Source organism: Delftia sp. Lp-1 (assembly GCF_020523835.1).
GTDB classification, from domain to species: domain Bacteria; phylum Pseudomonadota; class Gammaproteobacteria; order Burkholderiales; family Burkholderiaceae_C; genus Comamonas; species Comamonas acidovorans.
In genome coordinates this window covers 2,902,425-2,920,655 of the sequence record NZ_JAJALJ010000001.1, presented here as the reverse complement: position 1 = coordinate 2,920,655, position 18,231 = coordinate 2,902,425, and the positions used below count along the sequence as shown (strand labels likewise).

Here is an 18,231-nt window from a genome sequence, read left to right as displayed (position 1 = left end):
ATGTCTTCTCCCTCTTCTTCTCCCGCTTCCCCTGATTCCCACACGCTGCGCCTGGTGCTGATCCTGGGCCTGCTCTCGGCCATCGGTCCGTTTGCCATCGACATGTACCTGCCCGCGCTGCCCCAGATCGGCAGCAGCCTGGGTGCCCAGGTGGGCGCGGTGCAGGCCAGCCTGACGGCCTTCTTCCTCTCGCTGGGCGTGGGCCAGCTGCTGTACGGGCCGGTCTCGGACATGGTGGGGCGCAAGCCGCCGCTGTACTTCGGCCTGACCGTGTTCGCGCTGGCCAGCGTGGGCTGCGCCATGGCCACCAGCATCGAGACGCTGGTGGTGCTGCGCTTCATCCAGGGCCTGGGCGCGGCCGCCGGCATGGCCGTGCCGCGCGCCGTGGTGCGCGACCTGCACACCGGCCACGCGGCGGCCCGCATGATGTCGCTGCTGATGCTGGTGTTCAGCGTCTCTCCCATCCTGGCGCCGCTGGCCGGCAGCGGCGTGATCGCTGTCAGCAGCTGGCGCGGCGTGTTCTGGGCCGTGGCCGTGGCGGCCGTGATCGGCCTGGTGGCCGTGTTCATGGGCCTGAAGGAAACGCGCGGGGCCGCCGCGCGGCTGGACAGCAGCGTGGCCGGCGCACTGCGCGCCTACGGCGTGCTGCTGCGCGACTGGCATTACCTGGGCCTGGTCTTCATCGGCGGCTGCGCCATGGCGGGCTTTTTCGTCTACCTGGCTGGCTCCCCCTTTGTGCTGATCAATTACTACGGACTGAGCTCCACCCAGTACAGCCTGGCCTTCGGGTTGAACGCCATCGCCTTCATCGGCGCGGCGCAGTTCACGGGCTGGCTGGGCCAGCGCTTCGGGCTGGTGCGCGTGGTCAAGGTGGCGGCCACCGGCTCGGGCCTGGTGATGCTGTCGCTGCTGTCGTACTACCTGCTGGGCGGTGAGCGGCTGGCCGTGCTGATCGGCCTGTACTTCGTGGCCAGCGCGCTGATGGGGCTGGTGATTCCGACGACCTCGGTGCTGGCGCTGGAGGAGCACGGCGCCATTGCCGGCACGGCCTCGGCGCTGCTGGGTACGCTGCAGATGCTGTCGGGCGCCGCGGCCATGCAGATCGTGGGCCTGTTCTCCACGGGCAAGCCCCTGCCCATGGTGGTGGGCATGGCCACGGGCGCGCTGATCGGTGTGGCCCTGGCCTGGATCACGCTGGGCGGTGCGCGTGCCCATCGCGTGGGCGCAAAGGACCATTCATGAGCCTGGCACCCGCGGCAGAGGCTGCGCCTGTCCACGATGGACTTCCGTCAGGCCCCCGCGGCCAGGCGATGCTGGTCATCATCCTGGGGCTGACGCTGTCGGTGCTGGACAGCACCCTGGTCAATCTGGCACTGCCGGCCATGGCGCGCGAGCTGCAGGCCAGTTCGGCCCATACGCTGTGGGTGGTCAATTCCTACCAGCTGGCCAGCCTGGTGCTGCTGCTGCCGCTGGCGGCCCTGGGCGAACGCCTGGGCTACCGCCGCGTGTATCTGGTGGGCATGCTGGTGTTTTCCGTGGCCTCGCTGGCGGCCATGCTGGCCACGTCGCTGCCCACGCTGGTGGCGGCGCGGGCGCTGCAGGGCCTGGGTGCTGCGGGCGTGATGAGCGTCAACGCCGCCCTGGTGCGGCTGATCTATCCGCGTGCCCTGCTGGGGCGGGGCATGGCCGTGAATTCGCTGGTGGTGGCCACGGCATCCATGGCCGGGCCCTCGGTGGCGGCGGCGATTCTGTCGGTGGCCAGCTGGCCCTGGCTGTTTGCGGCCAATCTGCCGCTGGGCCTGTTTACGCTGTGGCTGGGGCGCCGCGCGCTGCCTGCCAATGCCGTGGCCGGCCATGCAGGGGCAAGGCTGTCGCCGCTGGATGTGCTGCTCAACATCCTCATGTTCAGCCTGATCTTCCTGGGCGGCGAGCAGCTGGGCGTGCGCGCCGGCGGTGCCGATTCTTCCCTGCCTTCGGGCTGGTGGCTGCTGGGCGCGGGCCTGCTGGTGGGCGCCTGGTATGTGCGCCGCCAGTGGCGCCTGCCCGCGCCGCTGCTGCCGGTGGACCTGCTGCGCATTCCGGTGTTTGCGCTGTCCATGTGCGGATCGGTCAGTGCCTTTTGCGCGCAGATGCTGGCCTACCTGGCGCTGCCGTTCCTGCTGCTGGAGTCGCACGGCATGTCGCCCATCGAGGCCGGGCTGCTGATCACGGCCTGGCCGCTGGCCACGGTGCTGACGGCGCCCATCGCGGGCCGGCTCATCGGCCGCTATGCGGACGGGCTGCTGGGCGGCATCGGCATGGCCATGTTCGCCTGCGGGCTGTGGGCGCTGGCGGCCATGCCCGATGCGCCTTCGACCGTGGACATGGTCTGGCGCATGCTGCTGGCGGGCAGCGGCTTTGCGCTGTACCAGTCGCCCAACAACCACACCATCGTGACCACGGCGCCTCTGGCGCGCAGCGGCGCGGCCGGCGGCATGCTGAGTTCGGCGCGGCTCACGGGGCAGACCCTGGGCGCCGTGGTGCTGGCCACCATCTTCACCTTCGCAGGCGGGCATGGTGGCCATGCCGAAATCGTGGCCCTGGCCGTGGCGGGCTGCTTTGCGGCCATGGCGGGCGTGTTCAGCCTGCTGCGCGTGCGCACGGCACCCGTGCCTAAGCACTGAACAGGCCCCTAAATGGCATTGAACTTGCATGTGTCGGCGCGCTCCGACACATGCATCATCCTGGATGGACTTGCCAGGAGATTTCGGTGGCATGCCATCCGCTTTACAAACAAGAAATATGGGCACTGCACAATCGTGCGATGCCCCCAACGACTTCGCTGCTCCCATGATTTCTGACGTGCCCTTTTCGCCGAGCCCGCGCCTTGCGGCGCCTTCCGATTCCCAGCCCGGCGCAGGGCACGTACAAGCTTCCGCCTCGCCGGCCGGCGGCCGGCGCATCGGCACCGCCGTGCTGTGCGCACTGGCGCTGGCCGCAAGCCTTGCGGCCTGCTCCAAGAAGGATGCCGCACCTGCCGCCACGGCCAAGGCCGCGACCGAGGTGGGCGTGGTCACGCTGCAAAAGCAGAGCCAGCAGCTGGACGCCACGCTGCCGGGCCGCACGCGCGCCTCGCTGACCGCCGAGGTGCGGCCCCAGGTATCGGGCATCGTGCAAAAGCGTTTGTTCACCGAGGGCGCCCTGGTGCGCCAGGGCCAGCAGCTCTACCAGATCGACGCGGCCTCGCTGCGCGCCACCGAGGCCAGCGCCCAGGCGGCCGTGGCCAAGTCCGAGGCCAGCGCCCGCACGCTGGAGGCCACGGCGCGGCGCAATGCCGAGCTGGTCAAGATCGATGCCATCAGCCAGCAGGCCTTCGAGGAAAGCCAGGCCGCTGCTGCCCAGTCGCGCTCTGACGTGGCCGTGGCCAAGGCCAATCTGGAGACCGCGCGCATCAACCTCAAGTACAGCCGCATCGAGGCGCCCATCAGCGGGCGCATCAGCCTGTCCACCGTGACGCCGGGCGCGCTGGTGACGGCCAACCAGACCGAGGCGCTGACCTCCATCGTTCAGCTGGACCCCATGTATGTGGACTTCACTCAGTCCACCAGCGAGCTGCTGCAGCTCAAGCGCGACTGGGATGCCGGGCGCTTCCAGAAGGTGGAGGGCGACAAGGTGGCCGTGCGCATCCGCCTGGACGATGGCACGGACTACAGCCACCAGGGCAAGCTGCAGTTTGCCGGCGTGATCGTCAATGCCACCACGGGCAGCGTGACGCTGCGCGCCGTGGTGCCCAACCCGCAGGGCGTTCTCATGCCGGGCATGTATGTGCAGGCGCTGCTGCCCACGGGCCTGGCGCCCGAGGCGCTGCTGGTGCCCCAGCAGTCGGTGACGCGCGACCTGACCGGCAAGGCCAGCGTGCTGGTGGCCAAGGCCGACGACGTGATCGAGCGCCGGCCCGTGAACATCGACCGCGCCGTGGGCAATATGTGGCTGTTGCAGGACGGCCTGTCGGCCGGCGAACGCGTGGTGGTCGATGGCTTCCAGCGCATCAAGCCCGGCGACAAGGTGCGCGCCGTGGAGGTGGACCTGCGTGCCAAGGCCCAGGCCCGCAAGGGCAAGCCGGCCGACGGGCCGGCAGCACCTGGCGCGGCGGACAAGGCGCCTGCTCCAGCACCGGCACCGGCAGCGGCTCCTGCTCCGGCCGCCGGCTAAGCCGCAGGAACCCGTCACATGGCTCAGTTCTTCATCAACCGGCCCATCTTCGCGTGGGTCATCGCCATCGTCATCATGCTGGGCGGCGCGCTGTCCATCTTCACGCTGCCGCTGGAGCAATACCCCGACATCGCGCCGCCGCGCGTGACCATCGGTGCGCAGTACACGGGCGCCTCGGCCGAGACGGTCGAGAACTCGGTGACCCAGATCATCGAGCAGCAGCTCAAGGGCATCGACAACATGCTCTACATGAGCTCCACGTCCGACGCCTCGGGCCGTGCTCGCACCACGCTGACCTTTGCGCCGGGCACCAACATCGACGTGGCCCAGGTGCAGGTGCAAAACAAGCTGCAGTCCGCCGTGAACCGCCTGCCCGATGCGGTCAAGAGCCGGGGTGTGTTCGTGAACAAGGGCGGCCAGGACTTCCTGGTCACCTACAGCTTCTTCTCCAAGGACCCGGCCATGACCGCGGTCGACATCGGCGACTACCTGACCAGCAACCTGGTCGATGTGATCGGCCGCCTCGACGGCGTGGGCGATGTCAACGTCTTCGGTACCAACTATGCGATGCGCATCTGGATGGACCCGGCCAAGATGGAGAAGTACGCGCTGATGCCGTCGGACCTGGTCAGTGCGCTGAACTCGCAGAACGCCCAGGTCTCGGCCGGCCAGCTGGGCGCGCTGCCCGCCGTGGCGGACCAGCAACTGAACGCCACCATCACGGCGCGCACCAAGCTCAAGACGGTGGAGCAGTTCGAGGACATCGTCCTGAAGTCGTCCGTGGACGGCTCGGTGGTGCTCATGAAGGACGTGGCCCGTGTGGAGCTGGGCGCCGACAACCTGACCATCAAGGCCAAGCTCAACGGCCTGCCGGGCGCGGGCATGGGCATCGTGCTGGCCGATGGCGCCAACGCCATGAACGTGGCCGACACCATCGCCGCCAAGCTGGCCGAGCTCAAGCCGTTCTTCCCCAACGAGATCGACTACTTCGTCAGCTCGGACTCCACGCCCTTCGTGCGCGCCTCCATCAAGGAAGTGGTCAGCGCGCTGGGCGAGGCCATGATCCTCGTGGTCATCGTGATGTTCATCTTCCTGCAGAACTTCCGCGCCACGATGATCCCCGCCATCGCCGTGCCCGTGGTGCTGCTGGGCACCTTCGGCGTGCTGTCGCTGGCCGGGTACTCGATCAATACGCTGACCATGTTCGCCATGGTGCTGGCCATCGGCCTGCTGGTGGACGATGCCATCGTCGTGGTGGAGAACGTCGAGCGCGTGATGCACGAGACGGGCATGTCGCCCAAGCAGGCCACGCGCCAGTCCATGCGCGAGATCACGCCGGCCCTGGTGGGCATCGGCGTGACGCTGTCGGCCGTGTTCGTGCCCATGGCCTTCTTCGGCGGCTCCACGGGCGTGATCTACCGGCAGTTCTCCATCACCATCGTCGCGGCCATGGCGCTGTCGGTGTTCGTGGCGCTGACGCTCACGCCTGCGCTGTGCGCCACGCTGCTCAAGCCGCCCGCAGCGGGCGGGGCCGGGCATGACCGCCCCATCCGCAGCGGCATCCTGGGGGTGAACGACCGATTCTTCCGCTGGTTCAACCACCATTTCGACGCCACGGCTGCGCGCTACCAGGGCACGGTGGCCTACTCGCTGCGCCGCGCCAAGCGCATGATGCTGATCTTCCTGGCTGTCTGCGGCGTGGTCTGGCTGCTGATGGCGCGCCTGCCCACTTCCTTCCTGCCGGACGAGGACCAGGGCTTCGTCTTCGTGAACATCAACCTGCCTTCGGGCGCGGCCGATACGCGGCTGCAGGGCGTGCTCGACGAGGTGCGCGACTACTTTGCCAAGCAGCCCGACGTGGTGAGCTTCTACCAGGTCTCGGGCCTGAACGGCGACCAGGCCTCGGCACGCGCCTTCGTGCGCCTGAAGACCTGGGAGGAGCGGCCGCTGCCCGGCCAGTCGGCCTCCGAGATCGCGCACCGCGCGACCAGGGACCTGTCCTCCATCCGCGATGCGCGCGTGCTGGTCATGCTGCCGCCGGCCGTGCGCGGCCTGGGCTCCAGCTCGGGCTTCAACTTCATGATCAAGGACATGAACGGCCTGGGCCACCAGGCGCTGCTGGAGGCCAAGGAGAAATTCCTGACCGAGGCCCGCAAGCGCCCCGAGCTGACCAATCTGCGCATGACCAACCTGGAAGACGCCAGCGAGCTGCGCCTGGACATCGACGACCGCAAGGCCGCCGCACTGGGCCTGTCGTACACCGACATCAACAGCGTGCTGTCCAGCGCCATGGGCGGCACCTATGTCAACGACTTCCTGAACAACGAGCGCGTCAAGCGCGTCTACATCCAGGGCGATGCGCCGCACCGCATGCTGCCCCAGGACATCGCCAAATGGACGGTGCGCAACGCCAAGGGCGAGATGGTGCCGTTCAGTTCGTTCTCCAGCAGCTACTGGGCCTACGGTTCGCCCCAGCTCATGCGCTACAACGGCAACCCGGCCTATGAAATGGAAGGCCGCGCCGCGCCGGGCGTCAGCTCGGGCACGGCCATGCAGATCGTGGAGGACATCCTGCGCACCCTGCCGGCCGGCATAGGCTACGAGTGGACCGGCGCCTCGCTGCAGGAGCGCCAGTCCGGCGCCCAGGCGCCGCTGCTGTACGCCATCTCCATCCTCTTCGTGTTCCTGTGCCTGGCGGCGCTGTACGAGAGCTGGACCGTGCCGCTGTCGGTGATGCTGGCCGTGCCGCTGGGCGTGGTGGGCGCGCTGGCCGCCACCTACACGCGCGGGCTGACCAACGACGTGTACTTCCAGGTGGGCCTGCTGACCACGGTGGGCCTGGCGTCCAAGAACGCCATCCTGATCGTTGAATTTGCCGTGCAGCTGCAGGAGCAGGGCAAGAGCATCTTCGACGCCGTGGTCTCGGCCGTGCGCCTGCGCCTGCGTCCCATCTTGATGACCTCGCTGGCCTTCGGCTTCGGCGTCATTCCGCTGGCCATCGGCACGGGTGCCGGCGCGGGTGGGCGCAATGCCATCGGCACGGCCGTGCTCGGCGGCATGCTGGCGTCCACGGTGCTGGGCATCTTCCTGGTGCCCGTGTTCTTCCTGCTGATCCGCAGCTGGTTCAAGAGCCACTCGCGCACCGAGGACGACGCGGCCCAGCCGACTGCCGGATCACCTGATTCACCGCATACCGCAAAGGAGAGCGCAGCATGAGGCGCCCAACGAATGTCTCCGCACTGGCCGCAGCGGCGGCGCTGGCGGCGCTGCTGACCGGCTGCAACCTCGCGCCGCAGCACCGCACGCCCGACATGCCCGTGCCCGACACTGTCGGCAGCACGGCCGCAACGCCGGCCCAGGCCGACGAGGCCAGCCTGCAGGCTGCCGCCGCGCTGGGCTGGGTGCAGTCCCAGCAGCTGCGCGAGGTCATTGCGCTGGCCCTGGCCAACAACCGCGACCTGCGCGTGGCCGTGGAAAGCATTGAACGCGCGCGTGCCCAGTACGGCATCACGCGCGCCGACCTGCTGCCCAGCGTCAACGCCCAGGCCCAGGCCAGCCGTGCGCGCACGGCCGCCGGCATGACCAGCGCCACCCAGGCGGCCTCGGTCAGCACCCAGTACACGGCCCAGCTGGGCTTTGCCAGCTATGAGATCGACCTGTGGGGCCGCGTGCGCAACCTCAGCGAGGCGGCGCTGCAGCAGTTCCTGCAAAGCGAGCAGAACCGGCGCAATGTGCAGATCGGCCTGGTGGCCGATGTGGCCAACGCCTGGCTCACGCTGGCGGCCGACCAGGCCCGCCTGCAGCTGGCGCGCGACACCCTGGCCAGCCGCGAGAAGGCCTACGAGCTGACGCGGCGCATGCACGAGATTGGCTCCACATCGGGCCTGGTGCTGGCCCAGAACCAGACCACGGTGGACACGGCGCGCGGCGACGTGGCCAGCTTCACCTCCCAGGTGGAGCGTGACCGCAACGCCCTGCAGTTGCTGGTGGGCGGCCCGCTGCCCGATGCCCTGCTGCCCGGCGCCGCCACACTGCGCGCCGATGCCCGGCCCGCGGCCGCGCTGCAGCCCGTGCCGGCGCCTTTGCCCTCCAGCGTGCTGCTGGTGCGCCCCGACATCCAGGCCGCCGAGAACAACCTGCGCGCCATGGAAGCCAACATCGGCGCCGCACGCGCTGCCATGTTCCCCACCATCAGCCTCACGGCCAGCGTGGGCTCGGGCAGCCGCGAACTCGATGGTCTCTTTGGCGGCAGCAGCAGCACCTGGAGCTTCATCCCCCTGGTGCGCCTGCCCATCTTCGACGGTGGCCGCAACCGTGCGGGCGTGCAGGTGGCCGAGGCCAACCAGCGCATCGCCATCGCCCAGTACGAGAAGGCCGTGCAGACGGCCTTCCGCGAAACCGCCGACGTGCTGGCCGACCGCGCGCAGTGGGACGAGCGCCTGGCCGCCCAGACCAGCATGGTCGCCGCCACGCAAAAGGCCTTCGACCTGTCGGAGGCCCGCTTCAAGGCCGGCGTGGACAACTACCTGACCGTGCTGGATGCGCAGCGCAGCCTCTACACGGCCCAGCAGACCCTGATCGGACTGCGCCTGTCCGAGCAGCTCAACCGCGTCACGCTGTGGAAGGTGCTGGGCGGCGAGCAGGTGCAGGCATCGTCCGCCTCGGCACCGGCGAATTCCTGAGCGCGGGCGGTGTATTGCGCGGTCCCGCAGAACATGCCGCCCCGACCACGATGAGCCCCTTTGCCAACACCCCCGAGCCGCCTTACTACGCCGTCATCTTCTCGTCGCGCAGGACGCCGGACGACGATGATGGCTACGGCCTCATGGCCCAGCGCATGGTGGACCTGGCCGCGCAGCAGCAAGGCTTCCTGGGCGCGGAAAGCACGCGCGGCGAGGACGGTTTCGGCATCACCGTGTCGTACTGGTCCACGGCCGAATCCATCGCGCGCTGGAAGCAGGATGCCGAACATCTGGTCGCCCAGCAACTGGGCAAGGACGCCTGGTACGAGCACTATGAATTGCGCGTGGCCCGCGTGGAGCGCGCCTACGGCAAGCGCTGAATCCGGGTCGCCTGCGCTTGCACCACGGCCTCGGCCAGCAGCGCAATGGAGCGCGGCGCGCAGCCTTCGGCATCGTTGCTCACCGTCACAAAGGCGGGCAGCCCGCGGCTGGTGATGCCATCGATGGTCTTGGCGAGGATGGCGCGCGTGTGCACATCGGGCGTGCGGATCTCGTCAAAGGGATCGTGCTTGGTTTGGGCATCGGGGTAGCCGTAGGCCCCGAACTCGCGGTTCAGGTTCCAGCGGCAGACCAGGGGGCTGGGCCACAGCCGCCGCAGAAAAACCAATTGCTCTTCGATGGGCGGCATCTTGCCGTGCAGCCCCAGGCAGAAGGTGGCGCCCGCAGCGCGCAGCGTGTCCGCCAGCTCGGGCGTCAAAAGCTCCGGGTCGCGCACCTCCACCGCCACGATGATCTGTGCGCCCAGCGGATGGGCGGCCAGCGCCGCTCGCACCGCGTCCAGCATGGCCTGCAGCCGCGCCAGCAGTTCGGTGGGGCGGCTCAGCAGGCCCCAGGTCATGGGACTGAGCTGGAACACCAGCACGCCCAGCTGCTCGCCCAGCCCTTCGAGCGTGGGCTCGACGAAGCTGGTCACGGCCAGATCGGGTTGAAGGAACACGGGGTTCAGCGACATGCCCTTGCCATCCTCGTCGCGGACCTGCGCATCGGTGACCACCGAAGGGCACTTGACCACGAAGCGGAAATCGGCCGGCACCTGGCCCGCGAAGGCCAGGTACTGGCTGGCCGTCAACGGCCTCCAGAAGCTGCGGTCCACGCAGACCGTTCGCATCAGCGGATGCCGGCCATAGGCCTCCAGTCCCTTCTTGGCGAGCACGCTTTTGTCATAGGCGCCATCCCAGATCAAACCTTCCCAGCCCGGGTAGGACCAGGTGGAGACCCCCATGCGCAAGCCCTGCGGAAGCTGGTCCGCCAGCGCCTGCCACTGCAGGGCCTGGGGCGCCAGCTGCACGGCGCCGACGGCCTTGCGGGATGCCGGCTTGCGGCCGCCAGGCGCCGCGCTGGCGGCAGGCGGGACCGGGGCTAAAGAGGGTGGGGAAGGCGGCGGTGAGGGCGGCGCGCCAAACAGATCGTCTTGCATGGGCTGGAGCATGGATTGTCCATGATGCCGCTGCGCCAGCGCAGCCCGCGTAGGCACTCAGGCCACGCAGGCCCCGGCCGCACTGGCGATGTGCCTGCAGGCCTGGGGCGGGATCGATTGACGGAGCCTAAGGCGCTCTTGAGGAATCACAGTTTTCAGTGATTGCCACCCACCCGCTTCCTTTGAACAATCCGCACTGACACCTCACGGGCAGCTGTACCGCCGTGTCGGGGTGCCCCAAGACACGCGAAACACGCAAAACACGCAAAGGAGAGGGTGATGCTGACCATAGAACAGGTAGTGGCGGGCCCGCAGCGGTCCGTGCTCATCACATCGGAGGGCGTATTCGCCTGGGGCAATCTGGAGGTGTTGCGCACCCTGCCCGAAGGCGTGGATGCTGCCGAGGTCTGTGCGCCCGATGCCACGCGCATCGGCCACCGCAGCTTTTCCCAGCCCGTGCCCCAGCGCCTGAGCCCCCGTGGCACGCGTTGGGAGGGGCTGGTGGACGCGGGCCATTCGCTGCTGGCCTGGGCGGATGGCCATGCCTATGCCGTTGCGCCCCAGGTCCGCGATGCCGCGGGCGCCGTGCCCAGGCCTTTGGCCTTGGGCCGGCAGGATGCCGGGGTGCGGCGCATCTGGGCGGGTGAGCAGCAGGCCTATGTGCAGGACCGCGAAGGCGCACTCTGGGGATGGTCGGATGCCATGCCCGGTGCGCAGCGCGTGCAGGGCCTGCCCTCCGTGCGCAGCGTGTCCGTGGGCATGGGCCATGTGCTGGCGCTGGATGCCAGGGGTCAGGTCTGGTCCTGGGGCGCCAATGCTGCGGGCCAACTGGGGCAGGGCGATCTGGTGCAGCGCAGCCGTGCGCAGCGCGTGGTGCTGCCGCAGGGCGCTGCGGCCGTGGTGGCGGTGGCGGCGGGGGCCACGCACAGCCTGGCGCTCGATGAGAAGGGGCGGCTGTGGGGCTGGGGCTCCAACCACCAGGGCCAGCTGGACCAGGGGCTGCAGGCGGCCTACAGTCCCGGCCCCGTGCGCATTGCCGTGCCTGAGCGCCTCAGCAGTCTGGCGGCGGGCCTGCATTTTTCGGCGGCGACCACGCAGGGCGGGCAGGTGCTGGCCTGGGGCTGGAATGGCCTGGGCCAGTTGGGCCAGGGCGATGCGGCACCCCGCGCGGGCTTTCGCACCGTGCCCGGCCTGGAGGCGGTGCAGCAGATCAGCGTGGGCGGCACGCATGTGCTGGCCCTGGAGCGCGGCGGTCGCTGCTGGGCCTGGGGCGACAACCGCCATGGCGCCTGCCAGGGCGAGGACGGGGCCCAGGCCCAGTCCCGCCCCCATGCGCTGGCCTTGCACGCCCTCAATGACCTGACCGAAACCAACGCATTCGCCGGCACGGCAAAGGAGGCCCTGTGAAGCACCTGCAACAGGAACAGTCAATGCCAGCCCCGGGCCTGAACCGCAGGGCGCTGCTGCAATGGGGCGCCTTGCTGACGGCGGGCGCCGTGCTGCCCGGCTGCGGCGGTGGAGGCGGTCCGCGCGACGATCTGCCCGAGCCGCAGGCGCTGCGCTCCGTCAACGGCGTGCTGGAGCTGCACCTGAACGTGGGCTATGCGTCCATGGACATGGACCTGCCGGACAGCGACATTGCGCGCTGGGCCCGCTATCCGGCCGATCGGCAGCCCGGGCGGCGTCTGGAGCTGCGCAGCTTCAATGGGCGATACACGGCGCCCACGCTGTGGCTGCGCCCCGGCGACACGCTGAAGATGTGGGTGCACAACCAGCTGCCGGCCTCGCCCCAGGGCTCGGACTGGGCGCTGCTCAACCACCAGAACAGCACCAACATGCATTTCCACGGCCTGCACGTGGACCCGCGCGAGATACGGCCCGGCGTGTTTGGCGACTACGTGGTGGACGGGCCGGATGCCGGCATCGCGCCCGGCGCCACGCGCTACCACGAGATCCATCTGCCCGACGACCACAGTTGCGGCATCTACTGGTACCACCCGCATCTGCACGGCGCCACCAATGCCCAGGTCTCCAGCGGCATGTTCGGCGCCATCATCGTGGCCGATGCGCAGGACCCGTTCCGTGCCAGCGTGAACATGCGCGAGCGCGTGCTGTTCGCCCACAAGCTCACCGTCAACGCCAAGGGCCGCACCGATACGCTGGAAGACTCGTTGCAGAATCCGGCCGGCGCCTTTTTGCTCAATGGCGCCTACCAGCCCACCATCGTGATGCGGCCCGGCGAGGTGCAGCATTGGCACATCGTCAATCCTTCATCGTTCTACCCGCTGCATCCTGTGCTCGACGGGCATGTGATGAATGTCTATGGCCGCGACGGCAACCATTACGGGGGCATCTACCGGCCGCTGAGCCGGCAGACGGCCGAGCAGCCGCTGGACATGCGCGACTGGCCCGGCAACTACATCTACCCGGGCGGGCGCCTGTCCATGGTGGTGCAGGCATCGATGGCGCCGGGCGAGTATTTCCTGCGCGCGGCCGCGTGCCCGTCCTTTCACCGGCCAAGCGGCAACGAGCCCTTCGAGGAGGTGCTGGCCCGGGTGGTGGTGCAGGGCGAGCCCGTGCAGGCCCGCGTGCCCGACCCGGCCCTGCTGCGCCGGCCCGGCGACTACACGCCCATCACCGATGCCGAACTGGCCAGCCATGGTGGCGTGCAGCGCGTCCTGCGCCTAGCCGTGCTGGCCGACGACGAGGACAAGGGCGTGCGCGACCCGGCCCTGGCGCCCATGCCGGCCGGCGAGAGCTGGGTGCTGAAGGTGGGCGGCAACCGATCGGTGTTTGCGGTGGGCACCGAGGCCATGCCGCTGGGCATGTCGCCCATCCATTCCAGCCTCACGCCTGTGCAGACCGTGCCCTTCAATGCGGTGGAGGAGTGGACGGTCTACAACTACAACGGCTACCCGCATCCCTTTCACATCCACGTCAACGATTGCTATGTGGTCAGGGTCAACGGCGCGCCGGTGACGCCGTTCTGGGCCGACACCCTGCCCGTGCCGCCGGGCACGGGCAGCAGCGGGGCGGCGGGGGTCACCAAGGGCAGCATCACCTTTCGCATGCGGTTCGCGGATTTCCACGGCAAGTTCGTCTGGCATTGCCATGCGCTGGACCATGAGGACCTGGGAATGATGCAGATCGTGGATGTGCGGCCCTGAACGCCGGGCTTGTCCGATCGGCCATTTCCGCGCCCTTCCAGCTTCATGCTGCAAGCCCTTGAATTCATTGGCCTGCAAGAAATGCTTGCATTTGCGGGCGGGCCGTGAGCGGCCCGGCCCGAATCGCGTGTGGCACACTTGGCCGCTTTCCGGATTCCACGCCACGGGGCGCCTCTCGAATGCAAAAAATCATTGGCCAAATCGCCGCAGAACTGAATGTCAAGCCGCAGCAAGTGGGTGCTGCGGTCGAATTGCTTGATGGCGGAGCCACGGTTCCGTTCGTCGCCCGCTACCGCAAGGAAGTGACCGGCGGCCTGGACGACGCGCAATTGCGCCAGCTCGACGAACGCCTGGGCTATCTGCGCGAGCTGGAAGACCGCCGGGGCACGGTGCTCAAGGCCATCGACGAGCAGGGCAAGCTGACCGATGCGCTGCGCCTGGCCATTGCCAATGCGCCGACCAAGCAGGAGCTGGAGGACATCTACCTGCCCTTCAAGCAAAAGCGCCGCACCAAGGGCCAGATTGCCAAGGAGTTCGGCATCGAGCCGCTGGCCGACAAGCTGTTTGCCGACCCCACGCTGGACCCGCACAAGGAGGCCGAGGCCTTCTGCAAGCCCGCCACCACCCTGGACGACGGCAAGCCGGGCCCCGATTTCTCCACCACCTTCGCCGTGCTCGATGGCGTGCGCGACATCCTGTCCGAGCGCTGGGCCGAAGACCCGGCGCTGGTGCAGAAGCTGCGCGAATGGCTGTGGGAAGACGGCCTGCTGCGCTCCAAGAAGATCGAGGCCAAGAACGAGAACGACCCCGAGGTCGCCAAGTTCCGCGACTATTTCGAGTACGACGAACCGATTGGCCGCGTGCCCTCGCACCGCGCCCTGGCCGTGTTCCGCGGCCGCGCGCTGGAGATCCTCGAAGCCAAGCTGGTTCTTCCCGTGGAGCCCGAGCCCGGCCAGCCCAGCCTGGCCGAAGGAAAGATCGCCCTGCACCTGGGCTGGAGCCACGCCAAGCGCGCCAGCGACGACCTGATCCGCAAGTGCGTGGCCTGGACCTGGCGCGTCAAGCTGAGCCTGTCCACCGAGCGCGACCTGTTCTCGCGCCTGCGCGAAGACGCCGAGAAGGTGGCCATCAAGGTCTTTGGCGACAACCTGCGCGACCTGCTGCTGGCCGCGCCTGCGGGCCAGCGCGCCGTCATCGGCCTGGACCCGGGCATCCGCACGGGTGTCAAGGTGGCCGTGGTGGACAGCACGGGCAAGCTGGTGGACACCACCACCATCTACCCGCATGAGCCGCGCCGCGACTGGGACGGCTCCCTGGCCGTGCTGGCCCGCCTGGTCGAAAAGCACCAGATCAACCTGATTGCCATCGGCAACGGCACGGCCAGCCGCGAGACGGACAAGCTGGCGGCCGACCTGATCAAGATCGCCAGCAAGGCCGACCGCCAGATCGAGAAGGTCGTGGTCAGCGAGGCTGGCGCTTCCGTGTATTCCGCCAGCGAGTTCGCCTCGCAGGAAATGCCCGATGTGGACGTGAGCCTGCGCGGCGCCGCCAGCATTGCGCGCCGCCTGCAGGATCCGCTGGCCGAACTGGTCAAGATCGACCCCAAGAGCATCGGCGTGGGCCAGTACCAGCACGACGTGAACCAAAGCGAGCTGGCGCGCCAGCTCGACGCCGTGGTCGAGGACTGCGTCAACTCCGTGGGCGTGGACCTGAACACGGCCTCGGCGCCGCTGCTGTCGCGCGTCTCGGGCCTGTCGGGCAGCGTGGCCAAGTCGGTGGTGCGCTGGCGCGATGCCAACGGCTCCTTCAAGAGCCGCAAGCAGCTGATGGACGTGGCCGGCCTGGGCGCCAAGACCTTCGAGCAGTCCGCAGGCTTTCTGCGTATCCGCGGCGGCGACAACCCGCTGGACATGACGGGCGTGCACCCGGAAACCTATCCCGTGGTCGAACGCATCATTGCCACCACGGGCAAGAGCGTGGACCAGCTCATGGGCCGCTCCGAGGTGCTCAAGGGCCTGAAGGCCGAGCAGTTCGTGAACGAGCAGTTCGGCGCCATCACCATCAAGGACATCCTGGGCGAGCTGGAAAAGCCCGGCCGCGATCCGCGCCCGGACTTCGTCGTCGCCCGCTTCAATGACGGCGTGGAAGACATCAAGGACCTCAAGGAAGGCATGACGCTGGAGGGTACGGTCAGCAACGTGGCCCAGTTCGGCGCCTTCGTGGACCTGGGCGTGCACCAGGACGGCCTCGTCCACGTCAGCCAGATGAGCCACAAGTTCATCGAGGACGCGCGCGAGGTCGTCAAGACCGGCCAGATCGTCAAGGTCAAGGTGCTGGAGGTCGATGTGGCGCGCAAGCGCATCAGCCTGACCATGAAGCTGGATGCGGCGCCCGCGCGCCGCGACGGCCCCCGTGACAACCGCTTCGAGAGCGCAGGCCGGGGCAGCCAGGGCCATCAGGGCGGCCAGCGCCGCGCGCCCGAGCCGGCGCAGCAGTCGGCCATGGCCTCGGCCTTCGCCAAGCTGCAGACCCGCAAGTAAGGCCGGGCAGGGCAAGGCAGGAAACGCGATGGCTGCGCACGCACTGGATCTGCAGACGCTGTTGACCCAGACGCTGGCCCTGCCGGCGCAGCCGCGCATTGTCGCGCTGCTGCTGCGCGAGCTGGTGCCCGAGCAGCCCAGCCTGCGCCGGCTGAGCCAGCTGTTCGCGGCCGATCCCGCGCTGGCTGCCGGGCTGCTGGCGCAGGCCAACGGCCCGGTCTTCGGCATGGCGGGCCGTGTCACCGGCATTCCCGAGGCGCTGGCCCTGCTGGCGCCCGCGCAGTTGCGCCAGATCGTGCGGGGCATGCCGCTGGGCGTGGGCACGCATGCCGTGCCGGGCGTGGCCATGCCTGCCTTCTGGCGCTACAGCGTGGATGCCGCACGCGTGGCCCGCGCGCTGGCCGGCACGGTGCAGGCCAGCCCCACGGCGGCCTATGCGGCAGGCCTGCTGCACGGGCTGGGCGAGCTGGCCATGCACATGATCGATCCCGGCCGCGCGGCCACCATCTCCGAGCTGGTCGGTCCGCTGGACCCGCGCCGTGCCGAACTGGAGATGCGGCTGTGCGGCTACGCATACAGCCATGTCAGCGCAGGCCTGGCCCGGCGCTGGAATCTTCCGCCGCTGCTGGCCGACGCGCTGCAGCACCTGCACGCGCCGCTGGCCCAGCCCGGCTTCGATCCCCTGGCCTGCGTGCTGCACATCGCCGCCTGGCGCGCCCGATCGCGCGAGGCGCAATGGGGCGAGCGCGCGCTGGCCGTGAGCTTTCCCGGCGAAGTGGGGGTGGCCCTGGGCCTGGACATCGACATGGTGCTGCGCCAGGACCCGGTGGACTGGATGGCCGACACGGGCCTGGATGTGCTGCTTTAGGGCAGGACCCAGGGCCAGCGTCAGTTCCGGTGCCAGGGCGCCGGCACCATGTCGAAAAGCGGCGTGGGGTCGCGCCGGTAGGGCGCGGGGCTGATGGGCGCCATGGGCTGCATGGTCATGGGGTCGATGCGTGCCAGCTGCTGCATCCAGCCAATGTCCACACCGCCGCCCTGTGCGGGGCGCGAATAGATCAACTCCAGCATGCGCCGCGATGCCACATGGCCGTGGGACGCCGCCTGCTGGTACAGGCGCAGGGCCTCGGTGTAGTTGGCCGGCACGCCTTCGCCACGGTGATAGCGCTGGGCCTGCTCCCACTGCTGCTGGGCCGTGACGGGCTGGCGCACCTGGATGTCCTGCTCGCTGGGCGAGCCCCGCAACTCCGGCGTGCGCTGCAGCCGTTGCGGCCCCTGCGCCGCGGGCGGGGCAGACGTGCCCTGGGCCGACACCAGCTGGCCCGCGGGCCGCATGCGGTCGCCCAGCATCTGTGCATTGGTCGCCGCGCTGGATGAGCGTGGCGCCGCCGCGCGGAACTGGCGCAGGGCGGCCTCGGGCTCGTCCTGCGCGAGCAGGGCCAGGCCCCATTCCAGCTGGGCGCCGGGGCTGCCCGAACGTGCCGCGCGCTGCAGCAGTTCCTGGTCGGGCGTGCCTGCCACGGTCAAGGCCTCGCCCACGGGCTCGGCCGTGGACAGCGGCGCCAGGCGCCGTGCCAGCAGCCATTCCAGGTATTGCGCACGGGCCGGGTCGGTCTTGGCCAACTGGGCGATCCAGGGCCTGGCGGCCGGTGGGTCGGGGGGCTGGCCGCAGCCGTCCATGGCGCACCAGGCCAGTCCCGCGCTGGCCAGCGGATGGCCGGCGCGCTGTGCACGCTCGAACCAGGTCCTGGCCTGTGGCCCGTCCTGGGCCATGGCAATGCCATGCAGTGCCAGCAGGCCCATGACCCATTGCGCCTCGCGCTGCGTGGCCGGGCTCACGCCCTTGCCTTCGGCGCGGCTGCGCAGTTGGGACAGGGCCCGTTGCTGGGCGGTGTCGGAGGTGGATGAGATATTGCTGGTGCCGGGCTGTGCGCTGAACAGGCCAGTGGTTGCCACCCGGATGGGGGCCACCGGCGTGAAGCGTGCGGCAGCCTGCACATGCGCCGGCATGGCGGGCGTCACGCCGGGCGGCAGGACCAGCAGGCCCGCCAGCACGAGCCTGACGGACAACCGCAGCGCAGTTGCGAGCCGCTGCGCGCGGGCGGCGCGCAGCGGTTCGTGGGCGTGGGACGGCATGGCGTGTGCCTCCAGTGGGTTCGTGGACGGGGCGGTTG

12 protein-coding genes are annotated in these 18,231 nt (G+C 69.2%); 10 read left to right on the top strand and 2 right to left on the bottom strand.

Annotated features, from left to right (window positions below; translation table 11 throughout):
• From LGR64_RS13130 to LGR64_RS13105, 6 genes are all read left to right on the top strand, one after another.
• A complete protein-coding gene (locus LGR64_RS13130; RefSeq protein WP_141835989.1) occupies positions 1-1,242 on the top strand; it encodes a multidrug effflux MFS transporter in 1,242 nt (413 codons plus the stop codon).
• Positions 1,239-2,663, top strand: coding sequence for an MFS transporter (locus tag LGR64_RS13125; protein WP_034392786.1), 1,425 nt, complete (start codon positions 1,239-1,241; stop codon positions 2,661-2,663). Before LGR64_RS13130 ends, LGR64_RS13125 begins: the two co-directional genes overlap by 4 nt.
• Before the next feature lie 166 nt (positions 2,664-2,829).
• Positions 2,830-4,191 (top strand): efflux RND transporter periplasmic adaptor subunit, encoded by a 1,362-nt coding sequence (locus tag LGR64_RS13120; protein WP_099735132.1) that lies wholly within the window; start codon positions 2,830-2,832, stop codon positions 4,189-4,191.
• Between the two features lie 18 nt (positions 4,192-4,209).
• Positions 4,210-7,407 (top strand): efflux RND transporter permease subunit, encoded by a 3,198-nt coding sequence (locus LGR64_RS13115; protein WP_230355673.1) that lies wholly within the window; start codon positions 4,210-4,212, stop codon positions 7,405-7,407.
• Positions 7,404-8,873, top strand: a complete 1,470-nt coding sequence (locus LGR64_RS13110) for an efflux transporter outer membrane subunit (protein ID WP_230355671.1) — start codon at positions 7,404-7,406, stop codon at positions 8,871-8,873. The genes LGR64_RS13115 and LGR64_RS13110 overlap by 4 nt, the downstream gene beginning before the upstream one ends.
• 50 nt (positions 8,874-8,923) lie before the next feature.
• A complete protein-coding gene (locus tag LGR64_RS13105; RefSeq protein ID WP_016446802.1) occupies positions 8,924-9,253 on the top strand; it encodes an antibiotic biosynthesis monooxygenase family protein in 330 nt (109 codons plus the stop codon).
• On the opposite strand, the gene LGR64_RS13100 is transcribed toward LGR64_RS13105, so the two are convergent.
• Positions 9,238-10,350: a DUF72 domain-containing protein gene (locus LGR64_RS13100; RefSeq protein WP_230355669.1), complete on the bottom strand. Its 1,113-nt coding sequence runs from the start codon at positions 10,348-10,350 to the stop codon at positions 9,238-9,240. The genes LGR64_RS13105 and LGR64_RS13100 overlap by 16 nt on opposite strands.
• Before the next feature lie 279 nt (positions 10,351-10,629).
• Here LGR64_RS13100 and LGR64_RS13095 point away from each other — a divergent pair, with 279 nt between their 5' ends.
• The 4 genes from LGR64_RS13095 to LGR64_RS13080 all read left to right on the top strand — a co-directional run bounded on the left by LGR64_RS13095 (position 10,630) and on the right by LGR64_RS13080 (position 16,925).
• The gene (locus LGR64_RS13095; RefSeq protein WP_230355667.1) at positions 10,630-11,757 is read left to right on the top strand and encodes an RCC1 domain-containing protein; all 1,128 of its coding nucleotides are present in this window, start codon (positions 10,630-10,632) and stop codon (positions 11,755-11,757) included.
• Positions 11,758-11,780: 23 nt separating this feature from the next.
• Complete coding sequence (locus LGR64_RS13090) at positions 11,781-13,517, top strand: multicopper oxidase family protein (RefSeq protein WP_230355665.1); 1,737 nt, start codon at positions 11,781-11,783, stop codon at positions 13,515-13,517.
• 179 nt (positions 13,518-13,696) lie between these two features.
• Entirely contained in the window at positions 13,697-16,057 is a 2,361-nt protein-coding gene (locus LGR64_RS13085; protein ID WP_043820880.1) for a Tex family protein, read from the top strand.
• Between the two features lie 28 nt (positions 16,058-16,085).
• Complete coding sequence (locus LGR64_RS13080; RefSeq protein ID WP_043820881.1) at positions 16,086-16,925, top strand: HDOD domain-containing protein; 840 nt, start codon at positions 16,086-16,088, stop codon at positions 16,923-16,925.
• A 20-nt stretch (positions 16,926-16,945) separates the two neighbouring features.
• On the opposite strand, the gene LGR64_RS13075 is transcribed toward LGR64_RS13080, so the two are convergent.
• The gene (locus tag LGR64_RS13075) at positions 16,946-18,193 is read right to left on the bottom strand and encodes an SEL1-like repeat protein (RefSeq protein ID WP_198820822.1); all 1,248 of its coding nucleotides are present in this window, start codon (positions 18,191-18,193) and stop codon (positions 16,946-16,948) included.
• Positions 18,194-18,231 lie beyond the last annotated feature (38 nt).